The 13776-nt window shown below is 46.4% G+C and carries 11 protein-coding genes; 8 read left to right on the top strand and 3 right to left on the bottom strand.

Features of this window, described 5'->3' with window-relative positions; genetic code table 11:
• Nucleotide 1: 1 nt before the first annotated feature.
• The 3 genes from lpxK to bioD are packed head-to-tail and all read right to left on the bottom strand — an operon-like array spanning nt 2 to nt 2310.
• Nucleotides 2-1081, bottom strand: a complete 1080-nt coding sequence (gene lpxK, locus BMZ54_RS21205) for a tetraacyldisaccharide 4'-kinase (protein ID WP_089916993.1) — start codon at nt 1079-1081, stop codon at nt 2-4.
• Nucleotides 1078-1662 carry a 5-formyltetrahydrofolate cyclo-ligase gene (locus BMZ54_RS21200; protein WP_089916991.1) on the bottom strand — a complete coding sequence of 195 codons (585 nt, stop codon included), beginning with the start codon at nt 1660-1662 and terminating at the stop codon, nt 1078-1080. Before BMZ54_RS21200 ends, lpxK begins: the two co-directional genes overlap by 4 nt.
• A 24-nt stretch (nt 1663-1686) precedes the next feature.
• Nucleotides 1687-2310 carry a dethiobiotin synthase gene (gene bioD / locus BMZ54_RS21195; protein ID WP_089916988.1) on the bottom strand — a complete coding sequence of 208 codons (624 nt, stop codon included), beginning with the start codon at nt 2308-2310 and terminating at the stop codon, nt 1687-1689.
• Nucleotides 2311-2410: 100 nt separating this feature from the next.
• On the opposite strand from bioD, the gene BMZ54_RS21190 reads away from it, so the two are divergent.
• The 8 genes from BMZ54_RS21190 (at nt 2411) to BMZ54_RS21145 (ending at nt 13586) form a co-directional block, all read left to right on the top strand.
• On the top strand, nt 2411-3769 hold the full coding sequence (locus BMZ54_RS21190) for a pyridoxal-phosphate dependent enzyme (RefSeq protein ID WP_089916982.1): 1359 nt from the start codon (nt 2411-2413) through the stop codon (nt 3767-3769).
• A 254-nt stretch (nt 3770-4023) separates the two neighbouring features.
• A complete protein-coding gene (locus BMZ54_RS21185; protein ID WP_089916978.1) occupies nt 4024-4866 on the top strand; it encodes a helical backbone metal receptor in 843 nt (280 codons plus the stop codon).
• A gap of 78 nt (nt 4867-4944) precedes the next feature.
• Nucleotides 4945-5379 carry a QcrA and Rieske domain-containing protein gene (locus BMZ54_RS21180; RefSeq protein ID WP_089916975.1) on the top strand — a complete coding sequence of 145 codons (435 nt, stop codon included), beginning with the start codon at nt 4945-4947 and terminating at the stop codon, nt 5377-5379.
• Between the two features lie 676 nt (nt 5380-6055).
• Complete coding sequence (gene fbaA, locus BMZ54_RS21170) at nt 6056-7123, top strand: class II fructose-bisphosphate aldolase (protein WP_089916967.1); 1068 nt, start codon at nt 6056-6058, stop codon at nt 7121-7123.
• A 335-nt stretch (nt 7124-7458) separates the two neighbouring features.
• Nucleotides 7459-8307, top strand: a complete 849-nt coding sequence (gene accD, locus BMZ54_RS21165) for an acetyl-CoA carboxylase, carboxyltransferase subunit beta (RefSeq protein WP_089916964.1) — start codon at nt 7459-7461, stop codon at nt 8305-8307.
• Between the two features lie 90 nt (nt 8308-8397).
• On the top strand, nt 8398-8835 hold the full coding sequence (gene smpB / locus BMZ54_RS21160) for an SsrA-binding protein (RefSeq protein ID WP_089916960.1): 438 nt from the start codon (nt 8398-8400) through the stop codon (nt 8833-8835).
• A gap of 34 nt (nt 8836-8869) precedes the next feature.
• Nucleotides 8870-10003: an outer membrane protein assembly factor BamD gene (locus tag BMZ54_RS21155; protein WP_089916957.1), complete on the top strand. Its 1134-nt coding sequence runs from the start codon at nt 8870-8872 to the stop codon at nt 10001-10003.
• Between the two features lie 598 nt (nt 10004-10601).
• Complete coding sequence (locus BMZ54_RS21145; RefSeq protein ID WP_162277633.1) at nt 10602-13586, top strand: tetratricopeptide repeat protein; 2985 nt, start codon at nt 10602-10604, stop codon at nt 13584-13586.
• The last annotated feature ends 190 nt before the right edge of the window (nt 13587-13776 follow it).

Raw genomic sequence — 13776 nt, 5'->3', positions numbered from 1 at the left:
ATTAAGTTCTAATATATGATGTTCCAGTCCCCACGATATAGTCAAAAATATAATTATTAAATGAATTCCCTTCGCCGAAGAGCAAAGATATTTCCACAGGTATCACTGCTATGCGCAGGTTCAACTCCTGCAAACGCTCCTGTAACAGGTGCAGGCGCACGGCATCCTTTTCTGTGGTGATCACCACCTTTTCCGCACCGGGTAAGTCTTTCAGCTCTTTGCTTATCTTTTCCAGATCGTTATTGCTATAGTAATAATGATCCGGGAAAGGCAGCAGGAACACCTCTTTAAAACCCTCTTTTAAATGTTGTACCAGGGGGGCCGGGCGGGCAATACCGCATACCAGCAGCAAAGTAGCATCCGGGCTTATGAGCATAGGCGCCTGGGTGAACAGGTCATAGGGCTGCCCGTATTGCAGGCTGGTAAAGAAAAGGCGCTGGTACGGCAGGGGATTTATTTCCCGCTGCAGGGCCTGTTTTTCCGTTTCTCCCATATTGGGCGGGCATTTGGATACAATAATGCAGCTGGCCCGCTCATAACCTTTACGCCCCTCACGCAGGCGGCCAAAAGGCACCACATGATCGCGGGTAAAGGGGCGGTTGTATTCAGTAACGAGGATGTTGAAGCCAGGTTTAATGGAGCGGTGCTGAAAGGCATCGTCCAGCAGAATGACCTGGGTTTCCGGTTTTTCGCCTAACAGCTGGGGAATGGCCAGCATACGCTCCTCACCTACACATACGCTGATATCCGGGAACTTCTGGTGAAATTGCATGGGCTCATCGCCCAGCTGCGCAGCTGTGCTGTTCTCACTGGCCAGCTGGTAGCCCCTGGAACGGCGGTTATACCCGCGGCTGAGGGTGGCTATGGTAAAATGTTCTTTCAGCAGGCGTATGAGGTATTCCACATGCGGGGTTTTACCGGTACCGCCTACAGACAGGTTGCCCACGGCAATAATGGGCAGGTCAAAACTTACAGCGGTAAGGGTGCCGGCATCGTATAGGCGGTTCCGTATCCACATTACCAGGCCGTATAGCAGGGAAAAGGGGTAAAGCAGGAATTTCAGGTATCGCAGTACTTTCATTGTTTTTCAATAAATTGATAGATAGTAACGGGTGTAATAACGGTTTGCAGCGGTACATCGTGGATATCGGCATCCATGATCACATCTACCGGCTCAAACAGGGAAAGGCCGATGGTGCGCACATCCGGCCGGCATTGTTTCAGAAAGCGGTCGTACATGCCTTTGCCGTAACCTACGCGATGACCGGTAAGGTCAAAGGCCAGCAGCGGTACAAATACCAGGTCCAGCGTACCGGGTTCCACGGGTATGCCGCCGGCGGGTTCCGGTATGCCATAGCGGCTTTTAACCAGAGGGGTATGTTCTTCCCACAGGAAATGCTCCATGTCGGCGGTGGCCAGGGAAGCCTTGCCCAGCACCCATTGCAGGGCCGGATAAGCCTGGCGCATCCATGTTACTATGGGCCAGGTATTCACCTCCTTTTTTTCTGTTATGGGAAGAAAGATGTGCGCCCAGCGAATGCGGCTATAATTCACCTTTTGACAGTTTTCCAGCAGGTGCTGGTTAAGTGCAGCAGCGTCCTCTGCCGGCATGTTAAGACGGCGTTCCAGGAACTGCTTTCGTATATCCGTTTTAGTGAACAATCGGTTTACTTTGTGTGTGCTTATTTAAAACATCAGCTGTTTGGCCTGTAAGGCAATAAAATTAGCATCAACCACAGTGGCGTGCGGTATGCGGCCCAGCTTAGGATAACCGCTCCAGCGCACAACATCCTCTTCATTGGAATGATGATCGCCGTTGAAGATCCAGCCCAGCACCGGTATATCACTGGCCTGTAGTACCCGGGCGGTAAGCAGGGAGTGGTTAATACTGCCCAGGTAGTTCTGCGCCACAATAATCACTTTAGCCTGCAGCTGACGAATGAGGTCCAGCGTAAACACGTCCTCATTCAGCGGCACCATTAACCCGCCGGCGCCTTCTATTACCAGGCTGCGCTGAGGCGGTTGTATAATAGACGCCTGCTGCAGGATAAGGGCCGGATCAATGGTCACGTTTTCCAGCCGCGCGGCCAGGTGCGGCGATGCAGGCTCCTGCAGGCAATATACTTCTTTATGGCATACAGAGGTGGTATTGGACAGCAGCGCACGCACGGTTTGCGTATCCGTGCCTTCCAGCAATCCTGTTTGTACAGGTTTCCAGTAATCAGCCCCCAGGGCTTGCGTAACACAGGCTGCGGTAATGGTTTTTCCCACACCGGTGCCTATGCCTGTAATGAATATCCGGTTACTCATAACGCGCAAAGATAACGGATGATTGTTGTTTAATGCGCCATGCCCTTTATTCCTGCCCCGATTTTTTCCCTTATTTTCGCTGCAATATTAATATCACGCTATGCAATTCTGTAACAACATACTGGAAACGATAGGTCATACCCCGTTAGTTAAACTAAACCGTGTAACGGCAGCGCTACCCTGCCCCGTAATGGCAAAGGTGGAATTTTTTAACCCCGGCAACTCCATTAAGGACCGTATGGCGGTAAAAATGGTGGAGGTAGCAGAACAACAGGGCCTGTTAAAACCCGGCGGCACCATTATTGAAGGCACCTCCGGCAATACTGGTATGGGCCTGGCGCTGGCTGCGGTAATAAAAGGCTATAAATGTATTTTTACTACTACGGATAAACAGTCCAAAGAAAAAATGGACATCCTGAAGGCGGTGGGTGCGGAAGTGATCGTATGCCCCACGAATGTAGAGCCGGAAGATCCCCGCTCCTACTACTCTGTGGCCCGGCGCTTATCCAAAGAAATCCCGAACTCCTTTTACGTAAACCAATATGATAACCTGGCTAACCGGGATGCGCATTATGAGCAAACCGGCCCGGAAATATGGGAGCAAACCGATGGTAAGGTTACCCACCTGGTGGTAGCTACCGGTACCGGCGGCACCGTAACCGGCGCAGGACAATACCTGAAAGAAAAGAACCCGGCTATTAAAGTATGGGCTATTGACAGCTATGGCTCCCTGCTGAAAAAATACCATGAAACCGGTGAAATTGATATGAGCGAAGTGTATCCTTACATTACCGAGGGTATTGGCGAGGATTTTGTGCCGCAGAACTACGACATGCGGTACATTGATCACTTTGAAAAAGTAACGGATAAAGACGGCGCTATTATGGCCCGCCGCATTGCCAAGGAAGAAGGCATTTTTGTGGGTTACTCCGCCGGTTCTGCCATAGCAGGCCTGCTGCAGCTGAAAGCGCAGCTTAAACCAACGGACCTGGTAGTGGTGGTATTCCACGATCATGGCAGCCGTTATGTAGGCAAGATCTATAATGATCAGTGGATGATGGAGCGCGGTTTCCTGGATGTAAAAACCGTGAAAGATGTGGTGAACGGCCGCCGCAACCTGCCACTGGTAACCATTGGCGGCGAAGAGAAAGTGAGCGATGCCATTGCCAAAATGAAGAAGTTTGAAATAGAGCATATTCCCGTACTGCATAACGGTGACATTATAGGCGCTATTTCCGAAGGCGGATTATTTAATAAGCTGATGGATGATGTAAACCTGAAAGATGCACCGGTGAAACAGGTGATGCATGCAGCTTTCCCGGAAGTGAGCATGGATACGCCTATTGAAAAGCTGGCGGTGTATATTAACAAAGAGAATGGCGCTGTGCTAACGAAGGATGATAGCGGCAGCTGGCATATTGTTACGAAGTATGATATTATTCAGGCACTGGGGAGCTGAGGCAATTACGAATTATGGAATTACGAATTACGAATTGGAATGCAGGGGATGATTATCAGGAGTTGATTCAGCTGATTATTAAATATGAAGCATTTATAGCCTGCCCGGCCTTAGTGGGAACGTTATCGAAAATAAATTGTAACTAATTATGACTGGATTGAAGTGGTTGAAAACAATGTATTGAATTGTCTTGAATTAGGCGAAATTTTAAAACTACGATCTACTCAATTCGTAATTCGTAATTCCATCCTCCCATGGGCTACCGTATTCACATAGATCAATTGCATAACGAGGTATCCATTCCTGCGCGGCCGCGGCGGATCATATCGGTTGTGCCATCGCAAACGGAGCTGTTGTATCATTTGGGATTGGAGGAAGAAGTAGTGGGCATCACGAAGTTTTGTGTACACCCGGAAGAGTGGTTCCGCAATAAAACGCGCATTGGCGGCACCAAAACGCTGGACCTGGATAAGATAAGGGCCTTACAGCCCGATCTGATCATCGCCAATAAAGAAGAAAACCAGCAGGAACAGATCACTGCCCTGCAGATGGAATTTCCCGTGTGGGTAAGTGATATTCATACCCTGGATGAGGCCCTGCAAATGATACGGCGGGTGGGTGAAATAACCGGCTATGCAAAACAGGGACTGGCATTGAGCATGCAGATCCAGGAACAGTTTAAGGGTTTGCATGAAGCCTTACCGGTTACGGAATTGCATGCTGCTTATTTTATCTGGCGTAATCCATGGATGGTGGCGGGCGGAGATACTTTCATTCATCATATGCTGGCTGCATGTGGTTTAACGAATGTGCTGGCAGATATGCCCCGGTACCCGGCAGTTACGCTGGAGGAGTTAACGACGCTTTTTAAAGATGTGCCCCCGGCACAGCAGCTAATATTACTTTCTTCAGAGCCCTACCCTTTTAAGGAGCAGCATATAGCAGAAATACAGGCCGTGCTGCCCGGCGCACAAATACGGCTGGTGGATGGGGAAATGTTCTCCTGGTATGGCAGCCGCTTACTGGAAGCACCGGAGTATTTGCGGGAGCTGCTGCACTCCTCCTCATATCCTGGCTCAACAGGCAACCTTTTATGATCACTCCACGTAACTATATATAAACACATTTATTCCTATTCAATCACGCTTAATTCTTTCACTAAACGTACGACCAAAATGGAAAGAAGGGACTTTGTAAGCCATCTTAGTATGGCTATGGCACTCGCATGTGCCGGAGGGTTAGCCGCCTGTACAAAACATATGGCCGATGCGCCGGATAATAATAACGGTGGCGGAAACGCCAAGCTCACCGCAGACCTGAGCACAGAACTGTTAAACACTGGCAATTTTAAAATAGGCGGCGGGGTGATCCTGATCCGTATTGCAGCAGGCAATACGCCGTCGGCATTCTCTGCCCTGTCCAGCACCTGCACTCATCAGGGCTGCACTGTTTCTACCTTTAACACTGGCAGCGACCTGATAGAATGTAATGCACCCTGCGGCCATGGCAGCCGGTATACTACCACCGGCGCTGTGCAGACAGGCCCCGCAACTGCTGCACTTCCCAAGATGACGGTGTCTATTAACGGGAACACATTAAGTGTTAGCTGATAAATTCTTTGCACGACAAACCAGCCACATATAAAAAGCCCGGCAGGCTTCTGCCTGCGGCTTTTTTTTAAGCGGAAAGCTGAAAGGATAAAGCAGAAAGCTGATTGTGTTTTGCTTTAGTATGCGGAATGCTGAAGGCCGAACGCTGAACGCTGCTTCTGTTTTTTTGAGGCTTGTCTTTTGATATGCAAATGCGTTGAACACCGGATGCTGATGGTGTTTTTATTGTGGGTTTACTTTTGTTTGTTGTGTGCATGTGCTGATGACAAAACACTGCTGGCGCTTGTTGCAAGTTGTTTGTGGCGGTTATCTGGTGGTAAGACTGGTTACCGGTGTGCTGTTATTTAAATTAACTGGCATCATCCGGGGAGGCCTTAATTTGTAGCTTATCTGGTCTTTGGAAAGTTTTGACGTTAAGCGCTCCATGTTCTATTCCGGGCTTTCAGTGTTCTGCATTCCGCATTAAGTCCTTTTACCTTCGGCTTTATGCTTTCCCCTTTCCCCCGTAGCACAGCCTTCCACGTTCTGCCTTTTTGCCTCCAGCTACCCGGTCATCAGCGTTAAGCATTCCGCCTCCAGCGCTCGGCCCTAATTTCGGGCTTTCTGCTTTATGCTTTGCGCTTTCTGCTTTTTCCTACTATATTTGCCCTCCGTAAACAGTAAACAATCATAAAATATGGGAAAATACAGAGCCGGCGTGTTATTCGGCGAAGAGCTGGAAGCGCTGTACAAGGATGCTAAGGACAACGCATTTGCTATGCCTGCCGTGAACGTGGTAGGTACCAACTCCGTGAACGCAGTGCTGGAAACCGCTGCCAAGGTGAACTCTCCGGTAATTATCCAGTTCTCCAACGGTGGTGCGCAGTTCTTTGCGGGTAAAGGCATGCCGAATGACAAATTGCAGGCTAACATTGCCGGTGGTGTATCCGGCGCCAAACATGTACACGAAGTAGCCAAATACTACGGCGTACCGGTAGTTTTACATACCGATCACGCTGCAAAAAAATGGCTGCCCTGGATAGACGGCCTGCTGGATGCCGGCGAAGCTTTCATGAAACAAACCGGCCAGCCCCTGTACAGCTCCCATATGCTGGACCTGTCTGAAGAGCCTATCCACGAGAACATCGAGATCTCCAAGAAATACTTTGAGCGCATGAATAAGCTGGGTATGTCCATCGAAATTGAGCTGGGTGTAACCGGTGGTGAAGAAGATGGTGTGGACAACTCCGGCGTTGACAATGCCAAATTATATACCCAGCCGGAAGATGTGGCTTTTGCCTACGAAACCCTGCTACAGGTAGGCCCCCGCTTTACTGTGGCTGCCGCCTTTGGTAACGTGCATGGTGTGTACACTCCCGGTAACGTGGAGCTACGCCCTGAGATCCTGAAGAACAGCCAGGACTTTATCCAGGAGAAATATAAAACGCCTGCTAAACCCGTATACTACGTTTTCCATGGCGGTTCCGGCTCTCCCAAACACCAGATCGCCGAAGCCCTGGGTTACGGCGTGATCAAAATGAACATTGATACCGATATGCAATGGGCATTCTGGGAAGGCATCCACGACTACTACGAAGCTAAAAAAGGCTACCTGCAGGCTCAGCTGGGCAACCCGGAAGGCGCAGATAAGCCGAACAAAAAATACTACGATCCCCGCGTATGGCTGCGCAAAGGTGAAGAAACCTTTGTAAAACGCCTGGAAGAAGCATTTGCTGATCTGAACTGCATCAACAAGAACGCTTAATTCACGCCCATTCAGGGATCAAATTTACCGCAGGGTGAAGGGTTTCAGGCCTTTCACCCTTTTTTAATTACAGCGGCGGGGGAACGTCTCTCCTTCCTGGTCGTGCAGGACCTTGCCACTGAGCCGTAGCGGCCTGTCCGGGCCGTTTCCCGTCTCTCAGATACCCTTTTAACCCCGGTGCAGCGCCCCTTATTCTATTAAATAAAGAAAATATATAATTTTATGGGGTAAACTATTGGGAACCAGTTTCTTTTCCTGTAATATTGCGAACGGAAAAAGTGCATGTGATTTTAATTCGTATCTTGCACCACTATTTTTTAACCTAACAGAAAAATATGTCAAGCTGGTTTAAACGCATTAAACAGGGCATCAATACCACTACCAGTGAAAAGAAGGAAGCGCCGGACGGATTATGGCATAAATGTCCTAATTGTAAGAAAACCACCACTGTAAAGGACCTGCGGGAACATTACTACGTTTGCGATAAGTGTAATTACCACAACCGTATCAACTCGGCAGAATATTTCGAAATTCTTTTTGACAATAATCAATACGAAGAGCTGTTTCCCAACATCTATCCCAAGGATATGCTGGGCTTCCAGGACCTGAAACCTTACGGCGAGCGTTTAAAGGATGCGCAAAAGCGCTCCGGGCTCAAAGATGCCATGCGCGTAGGCGTAGGCAAGGTATTGGGTAACGACCTGGTAATAGCCTGTATGGATTTTGCTTTTATAGGTGGTTCCATGGGTTCCGTGGTTGGTGAAAAGATTGCCCGTGCTATTGATTACTGTATTGCGCACAAGATGCCACTGATGGTGATCTCCAAATCCGGCGGCGCCCGTATGATGGAAAGCGCATTTTCACTGATGCAGATGGCTAAAACATCGGCCAAGCTTACCCAGCTGGCCAGTGCAAGGCTGCCTTACATTTCCATGATGACAGACCCCACTACCGGCGGTGTAACAGCCTCCTATGCTATGCTGGGTGACCTGAACATTGCGGAGCCCAATGCCCTGATCGGGTTTGCTGGTCCGCGCGTAATTAAAGAAACAATTAAGAAAGACCTGCCGGAAGGTTTCCAGAGCGCAGAGTTCCTGCTGGAGCATGGCTTCCTGGACCTTATTATAGACCGGAAGGAATTAAAACAACAGCTGGCAACATTGCTGCAGCTGTTTAAACACTAAACTATATTTACGATCTTAGATTTACGATTTTAGATTTGACTAACGCGGATCATTAAATCGTAAATCTAAAATCGTAAATCTAAAATAGAGATGGCGGAATTAAAGAACAGATCGGCTTATTTTGAATATGCAATAGAGGATAAGTTTATTGCAGGAATGGTATTGACAGGAACGGAGATAAAATCCATCAGGGCCAGTAAAGTGAGCTTTAATGACGCCTTTTGTTATTTTTCCAAGGGAGAGTTGTATGTAAAAAGTTTGCACATAGCTGTTTACTCCCATGGGACCTATGCCAACCATGATCCGCTGCGGGAACGCAAGCTGCTGCTTACCAAACGCGAGCTGCGGAAAATGGAGAACAAGTTAAAAGAAAGGGGTTATACCATTGTACCTCTCCGTATCTTTCTCTCAGAAAAGGGACTGGCCAAAATGGAAATTGGCCTTGGGAAAGGGAAAAAACTGCATGATAAACGGGAAAGCATCAAAGAACGTGAAACAGACCGCGAGCTCCGGCGCTTTGTAAAATAAATAAGCCGGAACCGCATACCATAAATACCACCGCATGCGCAACTATTTAAGGCTGTTAACAGCCGCTATCCTGTTATTCCTTATATCTTCCTGTAAATCGGGCGAAAAACTCTATAACAAAGGCCGCTATGATGAAGCAGTAGCCGCATTTGTAAAGAAGCTGCAAAAAAAGCCCAATGATCCCATTGCCCTTCAGCTGCTCCCTAAAGCATACCAGCAATCTCAGTTAAGACATGAGGATAAAGTGAATGGTTACCTTGTTTCCGATAATCCCCTGAAATGGGAATATGTACGGAGAGAGTACCGCTCACTGCAAAGCCTATACGATATTATTTATGCCTCACCGGCAGCACAAAAAGTAGTGCAGCCCAAAGACTACCGCAATGCAATTACCGGCGCACAGGAAAATGCTGCACAGGTACGTTATGACCGCGGTATGGAGCTGTTGAACCGTGGCGACAAACCCAGTGCCCGCGAGGCTTACAATGAATTTGCCGCATCCCTGAAGCTGGTGAACAATTACCGGGATGCCAAACAAAAAATGGATGAATCCTACCAGCAGGGATTAGTGAACGTGATGATCAGCCAGATCGCTATCCGCAGCCCGTATTTCCAGTTCAGCGCAGACCAGTTCCGCGATGCGCTGGTGCGCAACCTGCAGAACCGTAACATCAACTTCTTTGTAAAATTCACCGACGAAAAATTCGCCCGTAATGATCAGGAGCAGCCGGACCAATACCTGGAAATGCAGTTCTATGATTTTGAAGTAGGGCAAACCTATATAGACCGTACCTCCCGTGATGTATCGCGCGAGATAGAGGACCGCCCGCTGAAAGATACCAGCGGCAAGGAAATTAAACGGTACATGACGGTAAAGGCCACCATTTATACCATCCGTAAAACAGTAGTATCCCGCGGTGCGCTGGACTACCGTATCATAGATGTAGCCAACAACCAGGTGCTGCGCCAGGATCGTATTCCCGGCAGCTATACCTGGGTGAACCAGGTAGGTACTTTTAAAGGTGATGAACGGGCGTTAAGTGATGAAGATAAACGCCTGATAGGTGGTGTAGATGCACCTCCGCCCCCGCCGCAGGATCTGTTTATGTTATTTACCAGGCCGATTTATGATCAGCTGGCGAGTAATTTGCATGATTTTTATAATTAAGGGGATTGGATGAGTGTTAATTACACTTACACAGTAGTAATTCGCCGAGGCCATTGAGCTGTATGTATGAAAGCTTGACTGAGATTAAAAACGCTGATGTTACAGGTTAGCTACTTATAATATCCAGATGCCTTATGAATAACGCGGCTGTCGTTTTGAGATTAAGCAAAATAAAATATTACTTCGTCGACTTACCACATCAAGATGATATTGTAACGGCATCAATACCCTTAATTGATGAATGCATACAATTATTCGAAAACTATATACAAAATGGGAATTACGTATCTGCACAATTGATGGCTCTTAAGCAAAGTATACTTAAATCAAAAGACCTTGAATGGACGCGGCTTTTACTTCAAAAAGTACCTCAAATTATGGACTCTCTTCAATAGTCTAGCTAGTCCTAAGATATTATGACTACATCATTTACAAACTTTTAGGCACCTGAAAGCCTCGATTCATAAGGCGTATCAGCGATAAATTCCATTTGCCAATAATTTTTTAATCCATATCTTTATTTGAGAATTTACTTCAGTAATCAGTACCCCATTCCTCCTTTTGAGATATAATTCCATGAATTAAAAAAATGTCCTTAATGGCTAAAGGAATCGATTTTGAAGAAAAGGCCCTGGATTATTTAAGATCCTTGTTTGAACAGTTAGGCTTTCCTGTAATAGAAGCACGACAACAAAGAACAGGAACACAGAATGGTTTCGATATCAGAATAGGATTTCTGGATGACAATAGAAGTGAGCGGAATTTCTATTTTGAATGTAAGGATTATAAAACCGAAATATCCTGGAATGCTATTGCTGTAAAGATACAGGAGTTACATGCTTCCAGTCATCGGCCGGATGGGTATATAGCCCTGTCTCCTCATGTAAATTTCTCCAACATAAATATTAACATCCTTAACAAGCTTTCAGATACAATACAAGCTCCAATAAAATACTGGACACCTGAAAGCAATGTCAAAACATACTTTTCTTTGGATGATGTCTTTTTTGAATCTGTATATGGGAAAAAACCTGAAGTCAAAGACGACAATAAAACCTCAATCCAAGAAAAGATCCGGTCCATCATAATAGATATGCTGCGGCAAAAGGATAAAATGGCCGAAAAAAATACAGGTATCTCATTCCCCAAAGAGCTTACGCTAAAAATACCGAGGATCCATCAAGACGATATAATTGGCCGGACAGATGAACTACTTGAACTTCATAATTTATTGTTTAAGAACGAACGTGTTGTAGTGGTTAATGGCATTGGGGGTGTTGGAAAAACCACCCTGGTACAGGGATACCTCAGTAAATACTACAAAAGCTACCAGCATATTGTCTGGATCTCCCAACTGACTAAGAATATAGCCAGTGACATCATCAATGCAGAAGGGTTGTTAGAAAACTTATCAATAGTTAAGCAGGACAAAGAAGTAATGCAGCTATTTCATGAAGTGCTCTCTAAATTGAGAGCCATACCGCATAGTCCTAATTTACTGATCATTGACAATGCTGATGAAACGCTGACAGCACTGAAAGATCTTCTCCCTGGGCAGCCTGACTGGCATGTGCTGGTAACTTCCCGGGAACTAATCAAAGAATTTTATCCAAAAGAGTTAGATTTTTTATCTGCAGAAAATGCGATCGCTTTATTTAAAAAACATTGCACGCACATCAAACAAGATGATCAAATAGCTGAGCTGGTAAAAGTCATCGATTTTCATACGCTAACTATAGAGATACTTGCAAAAACAGCTCAGTTGCGAAGGACCGATATTCAGACATTGAAAAGAGCTATCGAAGAAGATCTGCAATCCAATGTTTATATAAAACATAAAGGTGAAAAGATAGATAAAGTACGTTCTTACTTATCATCCATTTTTAATCTCAGCAGATTAAACGAGGAGGAGACCTGGTTGATGAAGCAATTCTCCTGTTTACCTGCAGAATTTCATTCCTATGCGGTATTGCTGGAATTGATTGATCCTGGTGAAGATAAAAAAGATAGATTTCCTGAAATACTTAACAGGTTGCTGGAACAGGGCTGGTTACTGTATAACACAGAAACGGATGCCTACAAAATGCACCTGATTGTAAAAGAAGTTACAGTGAGGCAGTTGTTGCCTGTAGAGGAGGATGTTGAAGGATTGATGGATAAGATCATCGGAAATTTAAGGATAGATCAAAACAAGGATAACCCAGTAGATAAGTTTATATGGATACCCTATGGTAATACTATGCTCAATAATTTTCAAAATGATACGGGAGCAAAAATTTCTGGTCTGCAAAATAATCTGGCATTAGTACTTCAAGAGTTGGGCGATTATGCCGGGGCCAAGGCTTTGCTAGAGAAAGCCGTGCGTTCGGATGAGAACAACTTTGGCCCTGACCATCCTACCACTGCTGTGAGTTATTCGAATCTGGCATTAGTACTTAAAGATCTAGGCGATTATACCAAGGCCAGGGCCCTACTGGAGAAAGTCGTGCGTTCGAATGAGAACAACTTTGGCCTCGACCATTCTATCACTGCTGTGAGTTATTCAAATCTGGCGTTAGTACTTCAAGACCTGGGCGATTATACCAGGGCTCGGGCCTTGCTAGAGAAAGCCATACATTCGGCTGAGAACAACTTTGGTCCCGACTATCCTACCACAGCTGTGAGGTATTCGAATCTGGCAACCGTACTTCAAGACCTGGGCGATTATACCAGGGCCAGGGCCTTGCTGGAGAAAGCCCTGCGTTCGGCTGAGAACAACTTTGGCCCCGACCATCCTGCCACTGCTGTGAGTTATTCGAATCTGGCATTAGTACTTCGAGACCTGGGCGATTATACCGGAGCTCAAGCCTTACTGGAGAAAACCGTGCATTCGGATGAGAAAAACTTTGGCCCCGACCATCCTACCACTGCTATAAGATATTCGAATCTGGCAACCGTACTTCGAGACCTGGGCGATTATAATAGGGCCAGGACCTTGCTGGAAAGAGCCATGCATTCAGCTGAGAGCAACTTTGGCCCCGACCATCCTACTACTGCTGTGAGTTATTCAAATCTGGCGTTAGTACTTAAAGACCTGGGCGATTATACTGGAGCCAGGGCTTTGCTGGAGAAAGCCCTGCGTTCAGATGAGAAAAACTTTGGTTCCGACCATCCTAGCACTGCTGTGAGATATTCGAATCTGGCATTAATACTTCAAGACCTGGGCGATTATACCGGGGCCAGGGCCTTACTGGAAAGAGCCATGCATTCGGATGAGAAAAACTTTGGTCCCGACCATCCTAGCACCGCTGTGAGTTATTCGAATTTGGCATTAGTACTTCGAGACCTGGGCGATTATACCGGAGCCAGGGTCTTGCTGGAAAAAGCCATGCGTTTGGATGAGAAAAACTTTGGCTCAGACCATCCTACCACTGCTATCAGATATTCGAATCTGGCAACCGTACTTAAAGACTTGGGCGAAGCTACTGCGGCCGTCGAATTATCAGGTAAGAGCCTTTCAATTTTAAAAAAAACGTTACCTGAAGGACACCCTAACATCAATAGAGTTCAAAGCATATATAGAGCAATACAAGCAGAATTATAAACCCCTACTATACTCATAATTACTAATCACAGACACGCATTAATGAGTCTTTTCATCGGTTCTGTTGAATGTTAGCGTTTCAGTCACTACGTGCTTCAGTAACAAAACAATTAACATCATTTCAAACTTCCCCCATAAAAAAAACTCCTCCTATTAACAACTCATTTACATTTGATTAACAACCAATTAA

It is taken from the genome of Chitinophaga rupis, assembly GCF_900109685.1.
Taxonomy (GTDB): domain Bacteria; phylum Bacteroidota; class Bacteroidia; order Chitinophagales; family Chitinophagaceae; genus Chitinophaga; species Chitinophaga rupis.
Note: the sequence above shows the minus strand (reverse complement) of the source record. Positions and strands in the feature narration are given on the sequence as shown.

Excerpts from the sequence above, each read along its gene's own strand:
- bioD (WP_089916988.1), bottom strand. The coding sequence starts at position 2,310 with ATGAGTAACCGGATATTCATTACAGGCATAGGCACCGGTGTGGGAAAA.
- smpB (WP_089916960.1), top strand. The coding sequence starts at position 8,398 with ATGGCGGAATTAAAGAACAGATCGGCTTATTTTGAATATGCAATAGAG.
- accD (WP_089916964.1), top strand. The coding sequence starts at position 7,459 with ATGTCAAGCTGGTTTAAACGCATTAAACAGGGCATCAATACCACTACC.
- lpxK (WP_089916993.1), bottom strand. The coding sequence starts at position 1,081 with ATGAAAGTACTGCGATACCTGAAATTCCTGCTTTACCCCTTTTCCCTG.
- BMZ54_RS21180 (WP_089916975.1), top strand. The coding sequence starts at position 4,945 with ATGGAAAGAAGGGACTTTGTAAGCCATCTTAGTATGGCTATGGCACTC.
- BMZ54_RS21190 (WP_089916982.1), top strand. The coding sequence starts at position 2,411 with ATGCAATTCTGTAACAACATACTGGAAACGATAGGTCATACCCCGTTA.
- BMZ54_RS21145 (WP_162277633.1), top strand. The coding sequence starts at position 10,602 with ATGGCTAAAGGAATCGATTTTGAAGAAAAGGCCCTGGATTATTTAAGA.
- BMZ54_RS21185 (WP_089916978.1), top strand. The coding sequence starts at position 4,024 with ATGGGCTACCGTATTCACATAGATCAATTGCATAACGAGGTATCCATT.
- BMZ54_RS21155 (WP_089916957.1), top strand. The coding sequence starts at position 8,870 with ATGCGCAACTATTTAAGGCTGTTAACAGCCGCTATCCTGTTATTCCTT.
- fbaA (WP_089916967.1), top strand. The coding sequence starts at position 6,056 with ATGGGAAAATACAGAGCCGGCGTGTTATTCGGCGAAGAGCTGGAAGCG.